Consider the following 17,028-nt stretch of genomic DNA (forward strand, 5'->3'; position numbering starts at 1 on the left):
TATATCCCTCTCCCCTTATCAGAATTGTTCCAGGAACCGTACGTCGTTTTCAAAAATAAGGCGCATATCGCTGATTTTGTACTGGCCGAGGGCCAGCCGTTCCAGTCCCATGCCGAAGGCAAAGCCGGAATAGACCTCCGGGTCGATGCCGCAATTTTTCAGCACCTTAGGATGGACCATCCCCGCGCCCAGCACCTCAATCCAGCCCTCGCCCTTGCAGGTGGGGCAGCCTACGCCGCCGCACTTGTGGCACTGAATGTCCATTTCGCAGCTCGGCTCCGTGAAGGGAAAATGGTGAGGGCGGAAGCGGGTGACGGTGCGTTCGCCGTAAATCCTGCGGATGACCGCGTTCAGCGTGCCTTTCAAATCGCCCATGGTAACGCCCTTGTCCACCACGATACCCTCGATCTGATGGAACATGGGGGAGTGGGTGGCGTCCACCTCGTCCTTGCGATACACTCGACCGGGGGACAGAACCCGGATGGGCAGCTCTCGGGCCTCCATGGCGCGAATCTGCATGTTGGAGGTCTGGGTACGCAGCAGGACTTTAGAATCTTCCGTGAGATAAAACGTGTCGGACCATTCCCGGGCGGGATGGTCGGCGGGAGTGTTCAGCTTGGTGAAGTTATAGTCCGCAAGCTCTACCTCCGGCCCGTCCAGAATTTCAAAACCCAGAGCGATGAAAATATCTTTAATCTCGTCCAGCACGCTGTACATAGGGTGCTTGTGGCCCATGCGCAGCTTTTTGCCGGGAATTGTCACGTCCACGGCCTCGTTTCCAAGGCGGGCCTCCATGGCCTTGCGCTCTAAAAGACCTGCCTGCTTCTCAATGGCGGCCTCCAGCTCGGATCGGACGTCGTTGGCAAGCTGGCCCACCACCGGGCGCAGCTCGGCGGACAAACCGCCCATCTGCTTCAGCAGAGCCGTCAGCTCGCCCTTCTTGCCCAGATACTTTACCCGCAGCGCTTCTAAGTCCGTGGCGGCCTGAGGACCGGACACGGCTTCCAGCGCGGCTTTGCGGATGGCTTCCAGTTGTTCCTTCATACTTGATGCTCCTTTACCTTTTCTATTGCAGAAATCACGTATTTCAGGGGCGGATGGCATAAAAAAACGCCCCTCGTCCCCAGATTGGGACGAAAGGCTTAGCTCCCGCGGTACCACCCAAATTCGCGCGGAGTTCCGCGCGCGCTTGAACCCCTGTAACGGTGGGTCTCCGGCCATGTCTCCATGGCAACTCCCGGGCGAACCAAACGACGCGCCGCGGGCCGGCTTGCAGCCGATGACCAGCCCTCTCTTGGCGGCGGAGAATCGATATTTTCCCGTTCAACGCTGTTTTCACCTATTACTTGTAGCATAAACCTTTGTAAAATGCAAGAGGAAAATCCCCCGCTGGGCGTATTTTGTGCCAAACGGGGGAGTTTATCAGTTCGAAAGGTTTTCTATCAAAATTTCGGATACCCAGGCGTCCTTTTTGCCAAGCGTAGGGCATTACTCGCCGGACAGCAATCAAAATGCTGCATTGGTTTCCTCCTCATCGAGCTGGTTTACCTGCAACCATGCTGCTTTTAATGTGTTCAACAGAGTTGATTCCGTGTCATTTTTGGGTGGATAGGTGTTCAGAAGCGCTTCAAGCCGCACATCCTCTTGCTCGGGATGCCAAGAATAAATGCTCCAAGCGAGCTGGGTGATTACGGTATCCCACTGCTCCCACGGACTGTCCACAAATACGGACAGAGCCGCAAACCATTCGTCCGGATTGTTTAAAAGCCGGAGGGCAAAGTAGTCGCTTGCCCCTTCGGAAAACGCCCCGTCGGAATGCAGTAGCCAGCAGGCCAATTTGAGGACGGACCAGTCTGCCATGTTTTCCTGTTCCATCGTGGATGGATCTCCATAGGAGAAGCGGAACACCGTCTCTGCTGTCTCGTCCAGAGCGTCGGAGGGGCAAAAGGTGGAAAAGCGCCATCCGTCGGGTGTTTTGATGTAATCCAGCGTCTTCTGGGAATATCCCACGGTGATATGGGGCCATTCCCATTCATTGCTGTAGAACGTCACGGTCACGGCCCAGCGGTCTGGGTCTGTCTGTTCCGCGCTGACGGCTTTGCCCAGCAGGTAAAGATTACTGCCTCTGGCCGCGTCGGCGGCATAGAGTCGCCCGCCGATGTCCCGATAGCCTGTGCCGCCGCCCATCAGCTCATCCGATAGCTGCTGGGTAAAGCAGCTCCGCACGCAAATGTCCAGATCGGCGTAAGTCTTCAGACCCTCCTGCGCCACCGGACGATAGGAAAGACTGCCCAGCTTAGGGTCATAGGGTTTGCCGTCCTCTCCCACCACCTCGCCAGAGGTGGGAAGGGAGCATAGATCAAACCAGTCGTAAACTGCCGCCGCCCTTTTATAGGCCGCCAATACATCCCCCTCCGTCAGCTCAGATGGACCGGCTTCCCCCTGAAGGGAGGAGGCGGAGGAAGATCCTCCGGCGGAATACCCGCAGGCGGATGCGGACAAGGCCAGTGCGGCAAATAAAATCAGCGCCAAGGCGCGCTTTCTCATAAAGAGAGCCTCCCGTCTTGTTTGAATGAGATAACATACCTCCATTACAAGACGTAGGAACAGGTAAAAAAGTTGCAGATCTTAAAAATTTATTTTCAAAAATTTTTCCGCGCGCAAACCCTTGCAATCCGGCGAGGGCACACTATAATTGAAGTCAACAAAAAATCGTTTTCCGCTGTAAGATGGAAGCGCGGCGGGAGACCGGGATTGGGCGCAAGGCCCGGAGAGGAGAACGCCATGAAAACGCAGGAGCTTACCATGGAATTTGTCCGGGAGGCACTGCCGCCCCGAAAAACTGACGGACACAAGGGGGATTTTGGAAAGCTCTTGATTGTGGGTGGCGCGGTGGGGTACACCGGTGCGCCTTATCTCGCGGCGCTGGGGGCAGAGCGCTGTGGCTGCGGACTGGTGTATTTGGGCATACCCGAGTGTATCTGGCAGGCGGAGGCGGGCAGATGCGTTTCCTCCATGCCCTTCCCCGTGCCGGACAAAAATGGGATGCTCAGCGAAAAAGCCATCAGGCCCCTGCGGGAAAAGCTGGAGGAATGCGGCGTGCTGGCCCTCGGCCCCGGTCTTGGTCGGTCAACGGACACACAGAAGCTGGTTCTGGGCCTGCTGGAAACGGAAAAGCCCGTTGTGCTGGATGCCGACGGCATAAACGTTCTTTCCGGGCATATGGATAGTCTGGATGCGCGGCGGGGCCGTGTCACGATTCTCACGCCCCATGACGGGGAGTTTGCCCGTCTGGGCGGAGACCTGACGGCGGACCGGGCGGAAGCAGCCCGTGACTTTGCCAAAGCCCATGGCTGCATTCTGGTGCGTAAGGGCCACCGCTCGCTCATCGCAACGCCGGAGGGCACGGTGCTTGAAAATCCCACCGGAAATTCCGGCCTTGCCAAGGGCGGAAGCGGAGATGTGCTCACCGGGATGATCGCCTCGCTTTTGGCGCAGAGGGCAACGCCTTTGCGTGCGGCCGCCTGCGGGGCCTATCTCCACGGGCTTGCCGGGGATCTGGCCGCCGGGTGGCTGACGGAATACGGCATGATGCCCCGGGACACGGCGGAGGCTATTCCCAGCGCGTTTCAAACGATTTTGACGGAATACAATTAAGGAGGGATATCCGGGTGCGCAAACCGACGGCTTGTGTACCGATGATAACGCTCTGCCTGCTGCTGTGTGCCTGCGGCGGGGGAGAAAAGCAGACGGCTCAGGCCGCACGGGCGCCCTATCAGGAGATGAAAAGCGCCCAGATGACCGCGGAGGTCACTGCATTTTACGGCGATGAGGTGAGCACCTTTACCCTGCAGTGTGACTACGCCCCGGAGACGTCCACCGTGGAGGTGCTGGCTCCGGAGACAGCGGCAGGGGTAAAGGCCCGCATGGATGGCGATGGACTGACGCTGCTCTATGAAGACGACTGTCTCCCGGCAGGCCCTTTAAGCGGAGAGGCGCTCAGCCCCGCATCCTGCCTGCCCCGGCTGATGAGCGCACTGCGGGATGGCTGGTTACTGGAGGAAAACGAAGAGGATTGGGGCGAGGACACCTGTCTACGCCTTGCGCTGGAGCAGACAGGTGCGGAGGGAGGCCGAATTGTCTCCACCCTGTGGCTGCGCCAGGAAGACCATGTCCCCGTCCGGGGAGAAATTTCCGTGGATGAAAAAATAAATTTGCAGGCGGAGTTTACGGACTTTCAATTCGGTGCTATACTGGAGGATAACGGAGGGGCCGGAGAATAACTGCAGCAAACGACTCCGACAAATGGAAATTTGAAGGTGAGCGTATGGAAAAGTTTCTGAGAAGGACTTGGGCGGAAATTGATCTGGATGCGCTGGCACACAATTACCGCATCATTCGGGAGAGGATGGGGCCCAAGTCGAAGTATTTGGGCGTGGTGAAGGCGGACGCCTACGGCCACGGCGCCGTGTGGGTGGCAAAAAAGCTGGAGCAGCTTGGCGCGGAGTATCTGGGGGTGTCTAATCTGGAAGAGGCGCAGGAGCTGCGCCATCATGGCCTTACGCTGCCCATTCTCCTGCTGGGATACACCCCTTCTGACATGACCGAGGCACTTATCGACAGCCGCGTGACACAGGACGTTCCCTCCCTTGAAATGGCAAGGGCTTATTCCGCTGCGGCCGCAGCCTGCGGAAAAATCCTGACGGTCCATTTGAAGCTGGACACCGGAATGGGCCGGTTGGGCTTTCGGTGTGACGAGGCGTATTTCCAGCAAAGTTTTGAAGAAATTTTGGAGGCGCTGAAATTACCAAACCTCGCGTGGGAAGGGGTTTTTATGCACTTCTGCGTGTCCGACGAGCCGGACAAAGCCTCCAGCCGGGAGTTTACAAGGGCGCAGTACCAGCGCTTTTCGCATATGGTGAACGAGGTGGAAACCCGCGCGGGGATTACGTTCCCGATTCACCACTGCTGCAATTCTGGCGGCGTGGCGTTTTACCCCCAGTATGCGTGGGACATGTGTCGCCCGGGCGTGATTTTGTTTGGGACAGAGCCGATGAGCCGCACTCTGGGCCTGAAGCCGGTGATGACGCTGAAAACCACCGTCGGTCCCGTGAAGGACTACGCACCCGAAACTTCCGTCAGCTATGGCAGAACATATTTCACCGAGGGAGAGCAGCGTATTGGCGTGCTGCCCATCGGCTATGCCGACGGGCTTCGGCGCTGCCTATCAGGCAAGTGGGAGATGCTGACGCCCAAAGGGCCCGCCAAGATCCGGGGCCGTGTGTGCATGGATATGTGCATGATCGATCTGACGGATTTGCCCGACGTACACACCGGCGACGAGGTGGAGGTCTTCGGTCCCAACAACCCCGTGGAGAACATGGCGGAGGTCGCGGGCACGATTACTTATGAGCTGACGTGCGATGTTTCCAAGCGCGTACCCCGTGTCTATCTTGAAAACGGAGAGATGACCGACCGCCATTTGCAGCTTCTGCTCTGAGCCGTTCTTTCCGGTTCAGGTGTCCGCAAAGCCTCAGTCCACCTCTCCAAAGCGCACCCCCGGCCGCCCGGATGCATAGAATAAACCGGGGCCGGTCGAACCGGAAAAACGGCGTATAAATTTTCCGGCTGCGTGGGAGAATGATAGTGGCCACGCTGAAAAGGTATTTTCAGCGGCGGGTACTATTTTCGGCGGAGTGTGAACTTTGTGGATACGAGTGTTGTGAAACGCGGCGACATTTATTACGCCGACCTTAGCCCGGTGGTGGGTAGCGAGCAGGGAGGCGTCCGGCCTGTGCTGATTATTCAGAACGACACCGGCAACAGATACAGTCCCACCGTCATCGCAGCGGCGATCACCTCTCAGACGGGGAAAGCCCGTCTGCCCACCCACATAGACCTGCCCATGTCGGACAGCCGAGGCCTTTCGAAAGACTCCGTGGTCCTGCTGGAACAGGTACGGACGCTAGATAAGCGGCGGCTGAGAGAGCACATGGGCCATGTGGATGAACGGGTGATGGAAAAAATTGACACCGCAATTGCGGTGAGCTTTGGCCTGCAGCATGACCAGCTGGTCTAGGCGGGTATTTTAACTGGCGGAATGCCGGAGAAAAGAATACATAATCGTATTCTTTTCCCTGGCGCCGCCTGTGACGGGAGGACCTGATGAAACATAAGAAAAACAGATGGTGCCTGCGGGCTGGGGCACTGATGCTGGCCTCTATGGCGGCGATGATTACATTTTCCGCGGCGGCGGAGGCTGGGTCTCAGGGAGATCCGCTGGTGACGCTGAGCTATCTGAACGAGACCTTTCTGCCCAAAATTCTCTCCCAAGTACGGGGAACGGGAACCGGAAACGCGGGGACAAGCTTTACGGTGGTGGAGCTGTCCAAGGGCGGCAGCCTGAACCTCTCGGTGGGTGCGGAGGTGTTGCTTCGGGCGGGATCGGCTTCCTGCGGCGCGACTTCCTCTCCGGGACTTGTGGATGAAACTACCGCCGAGGTTCTGGAGAACGGTGGTGCGCTGGTGAAAAATCACCTGTACATGGCAACCGTGGAGGGGCGGACAGTAAAGGCCACATCCGAAGGGGTGAAGCTTTTGGCCCGGGGAGGCTACTCCGTAAGCTGACGCGAAGATTGACAACTGAAAACAAGCATACATAAAAGCCCGCCGCCTGCGCATAGGATAGCACAGGCGGCGGTTTTTGCGCCCTTCGTGGGTCGTGTCCCACGCCGCCTGAAGGGAGAGGAAGCCGCCATGGACAAGTATCCGCTGTATCTGGACGGCAGAGCCGCCGGAGAGCTGAGCGTGACCGAAGTCGGGATGTACGCCGACTACCGCGCCGCATGCCGTATTCCCGGCCCGGCTTTTCTGCGGGCATATCTTGTGGGGGAGCAGGGCGAAATGCTTTTGGGCGTTCTTGCGCCGGAGGGTGGAGCGTATTCCATCCGCCGCAGGCTGAGCCGCCGGGAGACATCGGATCTTGGAAAGCTTCTGCGATGCGATGCGCGGCGGGAGGGGGAACGGGCGTGGGAACGGGTTCCCGCACCGGAGCGGCTGCTGAAATCCCCCTGGCTTTCCCACATGCTGCAAGGTGTCTCCGATGTGTTGATCCAGCAGGGGAAGGAGCGGCGGCTGGTGGCAATCCCCTACGACTCGGCAAAACCCTTTCCACTGACACCCCTGTTTTGCTTTGCAAAAATCTGCCGGATTGAGGGGACGCTGCACGTCGTCTATGCCTTCGACGAGCAGGAGCAGCCCACTATGCCCTGAGACGCTGATTCAAAGCACGGCCTCTAAAAATTTTTCATAAATGACAATTGACGTATACCACAACGCAAAGCGTTGTGGTATACTGTGTTTTAAAGAATTATTTGCGGCGCGGCCTGCCGGTTTTCTTCCGTCCTCCGGGCCGGGATGCACAGGCCCCGCCGGGAGGAAGGAGAACACCCGATGAAATGCCCCTATTGCGGGTTCGTCGAGAGCAAGGTTGTGGATTCCCGCCCCACTGACGACGGGGCCAGCATCCGCCGGAGGCGGGAGTGTCTGTCATGCAATAACCGATTCACCACCTATGAGACCGTGGAAAGCCTGCCCATGGTGGCGGTGAAAAAGGACGGCAGCCGCCAAAGCTTTGACCGCAGCAAAGTTCTGCACGGTATGATCCGCGCCTGCGAGAAGCGGCCTGTGCCGCTGGCGGAGCTGGAGCGCATTGCCGACGAAGTGGAGCAGGAGCTGCAAAACGGACTGGACCGTGAAATCACCACGGAGCACATCGGCGAGCTGGTGATGGAAAAGCTGCGCAAGCTGGATCAGGTGGCCTATGTGCGCTTTGCTTCCGTCTATCGTCAGTTTAAGGACATCGATACCTTCATGTCGGAGCTGAACAAGCTTTTGGCGGAGCAATAAATCTGACACCGTGCCACGTATAACAGTTTGGAAGTTTCTTTTTTAAACTGACTTTATTCGCCCTAGTCCACCCGCCGAACCATAATATTCCCGCGGACGACCGGACATTGATAGACTGGGGAACCCGGACGACATGGATATGCGGTGTCTCAAATATGAGTTGCTATCCATTTATACACTTATTTAATTGCAAAAAGCCTGAGGATACACGGTCTTTACGTGTATTCTCAGGCCTTTTATTGCTGTTGGGATTTGAGAGGAAAGGGTAAAACAAAAAAAGTAGGGCTTAGGGTGATTAAGTTGTTTCTTAAAAGTGGATGAGCGTAGCTCCCACGCCGCGTAAAAGTGCGCATTGATAAATTATAATTGTTTGCGGTTAAGAAACACGTATCCAGCTCTGCTCTGTGCTTTCTAAAGGGATGTGCGGCGCCATAGTGGGTGCTGTGTTCCGATCTTTACAAATTGAAACTTAATGAAACACAATAGAAACGTTTTGGTTCAATTGCGTTTTTTTGAAACTTACGTTGACGTTAATTTTTGCAAGAAGAATAGGGTGTGCTGGACAAAAACTGAGGATAAGCAAAATGCAAGATGCATAATCGCTAAAAATACAAATGAAAATTTATATACTTCACAAATTAGACATATTTTTAATATGAGGTACGGATAAAACGAATTGTTGGTACGCCTTTTGCTGTATAAGAACAAAAGAGCGTTTATGCGCGGGTCGCTACGTCGACCTGACGAGAACAGCAATTGTTTTGGAGGTATTATCATGAACAATAGACCCATCCTCGGTATCCTGCTCGGAAACTCTGCGGGAGTAGGCCCGGAGCTGGTGGCAAAGTTGGCTGTGCAGGACACATATAAAGCCTATTGCCGCCCTGTTATTATTGGTGATCTACGAATGTTTGAACGTGGTTTGCAGGTTATCGGCGGTGACGTTCCCCACTATGCAATCAGTGATTTGAGCGAATGTGACTGGGAGCGCGGCTACCCTGTTTTGGATTTAAAGGATCAAGACCCCTCGTTGGTTCCTTATGGCGAGGCCGTTCAATATTGCGGAAAAAGCGATCTCGATCAGATGGATACTGCAATCGAGTTGTGTAAAGCCGGAAAAATTGAGGGGTTTGTGTTTGGCCCATTCCACAAAGGCGCTATGAAGATGGCTGGAATGCATGTGGAGAGTGAGCACACCTATCTGGCAGAAAAATTCGGCGTGACAACTCCCTTTGGTGAGATCAATATGATGGACGATCTGATGACCGTTCGCGTTACCAGCCACATCCCGCTGGAAGAGGTCAGCCAAAATCTGACGGAAGAGACTCTGCGTGAAGCCATTACGTTGGGCGAGATTACCGGCGAGAGCTTTGGCATTCGCCCCCGTATGGCGGTTGCCGCGTTGAATCCTCACTGCGGTGAGTTCGGTTTGTGTGGCCGCGAAGAAGTGGACATTCTGGCGCCCACAGTGGAAAAAATCGTTGCCGAGACCGGTTGGAATGTCACTGGCCCCTACTCTGCGGACACGCTGTTTATCCGTGCGCTGAATCACGGGGAATTCGATGTTGTGGTGACGCTGTTTCATGATCAGGGACAGATCGCACTGAAGCTCATCGGATTTGAGCGTTGCATCACCGTTGCCGGCGGTCAGCCCTATCCCGTTGCCACCTGCGCACATGGCACTGCCTTTGACAAAGTGGGAACCGGAAGCGCCACCACCACCTCTTTTGAAAGAGCCGTTAAGGCGGCATCCAAAATGGCGTTGGCCAAACGCGAAAAATAATAGGGGGAGTAAGAAACTGTGGAAAAGAAGAAATTTAATACGCAGACTCTGGTTCCAGTCGTCACGGCTATTTTTGCCGCTCTATTTATTGTACTTGGCATTAAGCAGTATGGATTTTGGAACAATCAGCCGATGCCTGGTTTTTTCCCGGTCATCATTGCAGTGATTTTATTGGCAGCAAGTATTGCCTCAATCATTCAAATTGCAACCAGCAAAGATCAGTCCTCCACGAGATACAACAAGAATGAGCTGATGGTTATTCTCGGAGGGGCTGGTATTATTATTGGCACTTATGTGGTGGGTCTAATCGCCAGTTGCCTGATTTATCTGTTCATCTGGTTAAAGTTTGTTGAGCACGCCTCTTGGAAAACGGTGGCCATTATTGAACTCTTACTGGCCGCGATTATTCTTGGCGTATTTGTCTCGTGGCTGCAGGTCCGCTTTCCGATGGGCTTGTTCCAGTATATTCTGTAAGGAGACCTGATTATGGAGAATTTTACATCATTATTGTCGGGCTTCCACACACTGATGACTGCGGAAAATATCGGAGTGTGCATGCTGGGCGCTGCTCTTGGTCTCATCGTGGGTGCCATGCCAGGGATCGGTTCGCTGGCTGGCGTTGCGCTGCTGCTGCCGCTGACCTATAAATTTAATCCTACCACCGCCGTGATCATGCTGGGCGCTTTATACTATTCCAATATGTACGGCGGCTCTTTCAGTGCCATTCTATTAAACATCCCCGGAGATTCTCCGGCGATTACCACTGCGCTGGACGGCTATCCCATGGCCAAGAATGGCCGCCCCGGTCCCGCGCTGGTAACGGCCAACCTTTCCAGCTTCATCGGGGGCACCATCGGCATTCTGATTCTGACTTGCACCGCCTCCGGGCTTGCCAATCTGGGTTTGAAGTTCGGCTATGCGGAGATGACGCTGGTATTGCTCATCGCTATGACGTCGATCAGCTGGCTGATTGGTGAGAATCCCATGAAAGGCATTGTCATCACCATGTTTGGTATCCTAATTGCCAGCATCGGTATGGACACGCTATCCGGTGCCCCCCGCTATAACTTTGGCAACATGTATTTGCTGGGCGGTATTCCGTTCACCTCGTTTGTGATTGGCTGCGTGGGGTTTGCTCAAGTCATCAAGCTGATCAACGAGCGGGAAGCCGACGACGCCAAGCGTGGCAGCAAGGAGCGCTCGGTAAAGCTGTCCATTAAAGACAGTATGCTCACATTGAAAGACCTGAAGCGTCTGCTTCCTGCGGCTTTGCGGTCCGGTATCTTGGGAACTTTCGTCGGCGTCTTGCCTGGTTCCGGTGCTACCACTGGGTCCATGGTCGGCTACGCCATACAAAAGAAGTTCAAGAGCGAGCAGCCCATGGGCACCGGCGCGATCGAGGGCATTGCCGCTTCTGAGGCTGCCAACAATGCGGCAGCGGCTGGTGCGTTCGCCCCGTTGCTGGCTCTGGGCATACCCGGCTCTGGCACCGGCGCGGTGTTGCTGGGCGGACTGATGATGTGGGGTCTGAACCCCGGCCCCCTGCTGTTTGATAGCAACCCCGAATTTTGCTGGGGATTGATTTCCTCTTTGTATCTGGCGAATCTGTTCACCCTGCTGGTGGCAATTTTAGTCATTCCGTTCCTGATCAAAATCTTGAGTGTTCCCGTGAAATATATGATTCCCATTATCACCTGCGTGTGCATTGTGGGCGCATATTCCACCTCCAACTCCATGTTTGGCGTGATTGTCATGTTCATTTCAGGTATCGTTGGATACCTGCTGGAAAAGAACGGATTCCCCACCGCGCCCATGCTGCTGGCGTTCGTGTTGGCGCCTATGCTTGAGAAGAACATGCGTAAGGCATTCATCGCGTCTCAAGGAGGGCTAAAGATATTCGCGGATTCTCCTTTGAAGCTGGCACTGCTGGCAGTTTTCCTCGTGCTGGTGTTGACTCCTCTGGTGAAAAATATCCTGCGCAAGCTCAAAGCAAGGAAGTCTCAGGCTCACGCCTGATCTTCGATAGTACCCTGTTCCCAAAAATAAAACATAAGGAGAAAGTATCATGAAAAAGGTCTTTGCATCCGCTCTTGCATCCCTGATGCTTATGTCGCTGGCTGCCTGTGGCAGCTCTTCATCTGCATCTTCCGGTTCCGCTGGTTCCGGCAGCGCCCAATCCGAGGGCTTCGTTCCCACGAAAAGCGTCACGTGGGTATGCACTTCTTCCGCTGGCGGCGGCTCCGATATCTTCACTAGAAAGATCGGGGAGATCATGACCAACGAAAACCTGGTCAATGGACAGACCATTGTTGTCTCCAACGAAACGGACGGTTCTGGCGAGGTTGGCCGCAATAAGGTTGCGACCATGACGAACGACGCAGATTACACCCTGCTGACGTTTAACTCCGGCGATCTGACCCCTATGGTTAAAAACACGAATAACCGTTCCAGCAATTTCCGCATCCTTGCCATTATGGCAGTGGACAAGCAGCTGCTGTTCTCCTGCCCTGCTTCCGACGCCAAGACCGATTATGCCAAAAACGGCGGGGATCAGACCGATTTTGCCGCTGCCATTGAAGCAGCCAAGAACGGCACGTTTGTTGTCATCGGCGGTTCCAAGGGCGATGATATTGAGACCTATAACAAGCTGATTAAGGAAGTGGGCCTCACCGAGCAGCAGATGGGCTACATCACTTATGACTCCACCTCTGACGCGATCACTGCGGCATTGGGCGGCAATGTGGACTTCGTTATCTCCAAGCCCGCAGCAGCTTCTCAGTATGTGGAATCCGGCGATTTGACTTCCGTTTTGGCTCTGGCGGAAGAGCGTTACACCGGCAGCCTGTCGGACGCTCCCACCCTGTCCGAAATCGGTGACTATGAGAACGTGGAAGTTCCCGTGTGGCGTGGTGTTGCAGCGCCCATCGCGATGAGCGACGAGGCAGTTGCCTATTGGTCCGACGTTCTGGATCAGGTCTCCAAGACCGAAACCTGGCAGAACGATTATTTGAAAACCTATCAGCTGATTGATCAGCACATGAACACTGACGATGCAACTCGGTATGTCACCGCTTACGAAACCGTTTATATGGCGGATAACGGCTTGAGCTAATTCACAATCTATAGTATGATTAAGCGGGTCTGCATTTTGCAGGTCCGCTTAATCCAATGAATATGGCAATTGCTGTGGGAGGAAGGGTGTCGCATGGTCAGAATTATCATTTTTGTGCCGTCCCCGGATTTAATTGAACAGATGGAAGCAAAAGTGGAAAAGATTCGCAGCAGTGAATTGCATATTGATGTGGTACATCGTTTCGGCACTCCGGAGATTCTCAATCGGCTGGGAAGCTATGATGTGATCGTGGCGCGGGGCATCACCTATCGCAAGATTTGTGAGCTCTATTCAGAAAAACATGTGACCTGTCTGGATTTCGATGGGACGGATATTCTGGAAGCTCTGATGATCTGCCGGGACAGCTTCCACCCTTCCGTCATCGGGTTATGCCTGAAACGCGGCGAGCTTAGAAAGATATTGCCCGGCTTAAATGAACTGTGTCGGGCTGACGTGCGCCTGTACGATGTTCTGGATGAAGATAGTGCGTACGCGGCTGTGGATGCCTGCCAGAGGGATGGGGTAGACGCAATTGTCAGCGGTGGAACGGTCAGTAATATCTGCCGAGCGCGCGGAATTCCGTGTACCTATATCCATATTCAGCCAGAAACACTGGACCGCGCTGTGTCAGAGGCAATGAAGGCGGCCCGCAGCATCAATACCGAGCGAACGAAAAGCAATATTATCCGCATGATTCTGGACAACAGTGAAGACGCGGTGCTTGCTGTGGATGAAACCGGCTGTATTCTGGAAGCGAATACAAAGGCCCACCAGCTTTATCAATTAGATTTTGCGTTTGCGTGGCAAGGGCGGTTAGTCAGCGAAATCAATCCCCAACTGACCTTTATCGGGTCCAGCAGCACCCCATGCCGTGACGGAGACGAAGGGTTTCTAAACCTGAACGGGCAGAAATACTACGTGAAATACAAGCTGATCAGTGGAGAGGCCTCCGGCGTAGGCACACTGATCACCACCAGTGCCGCTTCCAAGATCATGCAGGAAGAACGCCAGCTGCGCAAGGATCTCACGTGCAAGGGCTTGACCGCAAAATACTCATTTCGTGATTTGATTGCCTTCAGTCCTGCCATGCGCAAACGCGTTGAAATCGCCAAAAAGTTCAGCACAGCCAACTCCAATGTGCTGATTACCGGAGAAACCGGAACTGGCAAGGAGTTATTTGCGCACAGCATTCACGCGGCTAGTAAGCGGGCGGACCAACCCTTTGTGGCCATTAATTGCGCTACGCTTCCGGAAAGTCTGCTGGAAAGCGAACTGTTCGGCTATGAACCGGGCTCTTTTTCCGGCGCTTCTCGCATGGGAAAAACAGGCCTTTTCGAGCAGGCCCATCACGGAACTATTTTTTTAGACGAGATCGGTGAAATCCCGGTTGCTTTGCAGGCAAAGCTGCTGCGGGTGCTTCAGGAGCGGGAGATCCGAAGGATTGGAAGTACGGCGGTTATCCCTATTGACGTGCGGGTAATCGCTGCAACCAATGTCAATATTCAAGAGCAGATCGCGAAAGGCAAATTTCGGAGCGACCTTTTGTTTCGCCTAAACGCTCTGGAAATTTATATTCCGCCGCTGCGGGAGAGGCCGGACCATATTCTGCCGCTAATGGAGCATCAGCTTTGCATTTTTGCCGCCGAACAGGGTAAAATCGCGCCTCGGCTGACATTGCGAGCGCAGGAGATTCTGCGCCTGTATTCCTGGCCGGGCAACGTGCGTGAACTCAGAAACGTCTGTGAGCGGCTGGTGGTACTCAATGACGCTCAGGCGATAAGTGCAGACACGCTGGAAGAACTGCATTTGCTTTTTGCGGATGGACAGAGGCCCGAAGACTTGGAAATTTCCGGACAGGCTTCGTCTGCGTTCCTTACAGCACCAACGCCACCATCGCTGTATTTGCAAGTCCCTTTGAAAAAGAAGGAGCTTGCTCGGGAATTGGGAGTCAGCCGGACCACCCTTTGGCGGATGATTAAGCGGCAGGAAGAAAAAAACAAATCCGCAGATTCTGAAAAGTGAGCCTGTTGAAGGGCAAAGCGGGAAACTCTATCTACAGAAAGAAGGAAACTATTTGCAGCGCGATCATGATTTCAGTCAAGGGAGTATCGCAAAGAATATCACCGTCATGGCTGTTCCAATGATCATTGCACAGGTAATGAATGTCCTTTACAACATAACAGACCGTTTTTTTATCGGACGTATCGGCGGCGGAGAATCGTTGAGTTTGACCGGCGTCGGCATTGTTTTTCCAATCATAACGATCATTACTGCGTTTACAAATCTCTTCGGCATGGGCGGGGCGCCTCTTTGCTCGATTGCGCGTGGGCGAAAGGATGAAGTGTTGGCAGAGCAAATTATCGGATCTTCGTTTTTTATGCTGGTTATTACCGCGCTGATTCTGACCTTCATAGGCGTTGTATTTCAAAATCCGCTGTTGCGGCTTTTCGGCGCCAGCTCCGAAGTTTTTCCATACGCAAAGGATTATTTCTCTGTGTATATTTGGGGGACAGCGGCATCTGTCATCGGATTGGGAATGAATAATTTTATTAATTGCCAAGGCTTTGGAAAGGTGGGAATGGTTTCGATTGCTGCAGGCGCAGTGATTAATGTGATTCTCGACCCGCTGCTGATCTTTGTGCTGGATTTGGGAGTGAGAGGCGCTGCCATTGCCACAGTTGTGGCCCAGCTAGTCTCTGCGGTTTGGGTACTGCATTTTTTAACTGGGCGGAAGGCGCTGCTCCTGCTGCGTAAGGAACATATCCGCTGGCAGCCTGCCGTGCTGTTGCAGACCGTGCAGGTGGGTTTTGCAAATTTTGTAATGGCATTTACCAATGGAATCACGCAATTCGTTTATAACCGCGCACTGATGAATCTGGGCGGCGATGTGTTTGTGGGAGCCATGACGGTGATCACTTCCGTGCGGGAGATGGTGATCATGCCCGTGCATGGCATCACAGCCGGGTCGCAGCCTGTTCTTGGCTATAATTATGGGGCCCAAAAACTTGACCGTGTAAAAAAGGGAATTGCCTTCACCACCGGCGTGTGCATTGTGTATACCGCGGTGGCCTGGGCCGTGTTGTTTTTATTCCCGCAGGCGGCGATCTTGTTGTTTACAGATGATCCGAAGCTGCTGGAAGTCGGTGTGGATATGTTGCATGTCTATTTTGGGGGCTTTTGTCTAATGGCACTTCAGTTTTCCGGACAGGCCACCTTCACCGCGCTTGGAAAGGCAAAGTATGCCATTTTCTTCTCCTTGTTCCGCAAGGTTGTACTGGTAATTCCACTGATCTGGCTGCTTCCGCGCTATATGGGAGTATCCGGTGTGTTCTGGTCGGAGCCAATTTCCAATTTGATCGGTGGAGGAGCCTGCTTTGCAACAATGCTGTGGATGGTGAAAAAGAAGCTCTGAGCTAAAAGTGGAGACCGTCTTTTAAAAGATCTCTGCCCCAAATTAATCGGAGGCAGGCATGCGTTTTTCTAAAACTTCTTCGTAATGAGCCTGTCTGCTCTCAGCAATGAACTGGCAACGGTGCGCACCAAGAAAAATTTGGTATAGATTGAACGAACTGTTCCGAGGGAAGATTAGGAATACATAGTTTAGCCGTGCGATTAAACTTGTTTGGTGTCGGTCAATTCAGATCTAAGTAAGCGCCAAAGGGCAATAGAGCAGTCATGACCCGAGTCTTCAGATCCAGCCATAACCATGGTTATAATTCCTGTCACGGAGCGTCCCACTTGCATTTGAAAATTGCGTATAAATATCATAGGCGAGAACTAGGAGGACTGAATATGAAAACAATTACAAACCTGATAAAAAATGTTTCTATCCCCAAAATGGTGCGGGTGCGGGAGCTTTACGATTCCACCAATATTCCAGAGGAAAAGATTGCGGAAACGGTTACCTCTGAGCTTTCTAGAGAGGTGATTGCGGAGAAAATACAACCCGGAATGAAGATTGCCATTACCTGCGGAAGCCGCGGCATTAACCACTATGCAATCATGACCAAAGCCATTGTGGATTTTGTGAAGTCCCGTGGTGCAGAACCCTTTATTGTGGCGGCCATGGGGAGTCACGGAGGAGCAACCGCGGAAGGCCAGAGCCAAATTCTTACCGACTATGGCATCACAGAGGAAAATATGGGCTGCCCGGTGAAAAGCTGTATGGATACAGTTCAGATCGGTATTTCCGAAAAACGGCATCAGTCCGTTCAGATAGACAAAA

Annotated in this window: 15 protein-coding genes and 1 pseudogene; 14 read left to right on the plus strand and 2 right to left on the minus strand. The window is 53.8% G+C overall.

Going from position 1 to position 17,028, the window contains the following annotated elements; all coding sequences use genetic code 11:
• Positions 1-18: 18 nt before the first annotated feature.
• Complete coding sequence (pheS, locus tag RT018_RS06960; protein WP_312940487.1) at positions 19-1,044, minus strand: phenylalanine--tRNA ligase subunit alpha; 1,026 nt, start codon at positions 1,042-1,044, stop codon at positions 19-21.
• Positions 1,045-1,506: 462 nt separating this feature from the next.
• Positions 1,507-2,547 carry a hypothetical protein gene (locus tag RT018_RS06965; protein WP_312940489.1) on the minus strand — a complete coding sequence of 347 codons (1,041 nt, stop codon included), beginning with the start codon at positions 2,545-2,547 and terminating at the stop codon, positions 1,507-1,509.
• Positions 2,548-2,784: 237 nt separating this feature from the next.
• Between RT018_RS06965 and RT018_RS06970 the strand changes: the two genes are divergently transcribed.
• From RT018_RS06970 to RT018_RS07035, 14 genes and pseudogenes are all read left to right on the plus strand, one after another.
• Entirely contained in the window at positions 2,785-3,657 is an 873-nt protein-coding gene (locus RT018_RS06970; protein ID WP_312940491.1) for an NAD(P)H-hydrate dehydratase, read from the plus strand.
• Between the two features lie 14 nt (positions 3,658-3,671).
• Positions 3,672-4,283 (plus strand): hypothetical protein, encoded by a 612-nt coding sequence (locus RT018_RS06975; protein WP_312940492.1) that lies wholly within the window; start codon positions 3,672-3,674, stop codon positions 4,281-4,283.
• A gap of 44 nt (positions 4,284-4,327) precedes the next feature.
• A complete protein-coding gene (gene alr / locus RT018_RS06980; protein ID WP_312940493.1) occupies positions 4,328-5,500 on the plus strand; it encodes an alanine racemase in 1,173 nt (390 codons plus the stop codon).
• A 207-nt stretch (positions 5,501-5,707) separates the two neighbouring features.
• Complete coding sequence (locus tag RT018_RS06985) at positions 5,708-6,079, plus strand: type II toxin-antitoxin system PemK/MazF family toxin (protein WP_312940496.1); 372 nt, start codon at positions 5,708-5,710, stop codon at positions 6,077-6,079.
• Positions 6,080-6,165: 86 nt separating this feature from the next.
• Complete coding sequence (locus tag RT018_RS06990; RefSeq protein ID WP_312940498.1) at positions 6,166-6,627, plus strand: hypothetical protein; 462 nt, start codon at positions 6,166-6,168, stop codon at positions 6,625-6,627.
• 129 nt (positions 6,628-6,756) lie between these two features.
• Positions 6,757-7,272: a hypothetical protein gene (locus RT018_RS06995; RefSeq protein ID WP_312940500.1), complete on the plus strand. Its 516-nt coding sequence runs from the start codon at positions 6,757-6,759 to the stop codon at positions 7,270-7,272.
• A gap of 180 nt (positions 7,273-7,452) precedes the next feature.
• Positions 7,453-7,908 (plus strand): transcriptional regulator NrdR, encoded by a 456-nt coding sequence (gene nrdR, locus RT018_RS07000; RefSeq protein WP_312940502.1) that lies wholly within the window; start codon positions 7,453-7,455, stop codon positions 7,906-7,908.
• A 775-nt stretch (positions 7,909-8,683) separates the two neighbouring features.
• On the plus strand, positions 8,684-9,691 hold the full coding sequence (locus RT018_RS07005; RefSeq protein ID WP_312940505.1) for a 4-hydroxythreonine-4-phosphate dehydrogenase PdxA: 1,008 nt from the start codon (positions 8,684-8,686) through the stop codon (positions 9,689-9,691).
• Positions 9,692-9,709: 18 nt separating this feature from the next.
• A complete protein-coding gene (locus RT018_RS07010; RefSeq protein WP_312940507.1) occupies positions 9,710-10,165 on the plus strand; it encodes a tripartite tricarboxylate transporter TctB family protein in 456 nt (151 codons plus the stop codon).
• Between the two features lie 12 nt (positions 10,166-10,177).
• Positions 10,178-11,707 (plus strand): tripartite tricarboxylate transporter permease, encoded by a 1,530-nt coding sequence (locus RT018_RS07015; protein ID WP_312940510.1) that lies wholly within the window; start codon positions 10,178-10,180, stop codon positions 11,705-11,707.
• Between the two features lie 49 nt (positions 11,708-11,756).
• On the plus strand, positions 11,757-12,803 hold the full coding sequence (locus RT018_RS07020) for a tripartite tricarboxylate transporter substrate-binding protein (RefSeq protein WP_312940513.1): 1,047 nt from the start codon (positions 11,757-11,759) through the stop codon (positions 12,801-12,803).
• A gap of 93 nt (positions 12,804-12,896) precedes the next feature.
• A complete protein-coding gene (locus RT018_RS07025) occupies positions 12,897-14,825 on the plus strand; it encodes a sigma 54-interacting transcriptional regulator (RefSeq protein WP_312940514.1) in 1,929 nt (642 codons plus the stop codon).
• A 52-nt stretch (positions 14,826-14,877) separates the two neighbouring features.
• Positions 14,878-16,215 carry an MATE family efflux transporter gene (locus RT018_RS07030; RefSeq protein ID WP_312940517.1) on the plus strand — a complete coding sequence of 446 codons (1,338 nt, stop codon included), beginning with the start codon at positions 14,878-14,880 and terminating at the stop codon, positions 16,213-16,215.
• A gap of 380 nt (positions 16,216-16,595) precedes the next feature.
• Positions 16,596-17,028, plus strand: a pseudogene (locus tag RT018_RS07035) (hypothetical protein); the annotation flags it as partial.

This window comes from Oscillibacter sp. (genome assembly GCF_032060045.1).
GTDB lineage: Bacteria > Bacillota > Clostridia > Oscillospirales > Oscillospiraceae > Oscillibacter.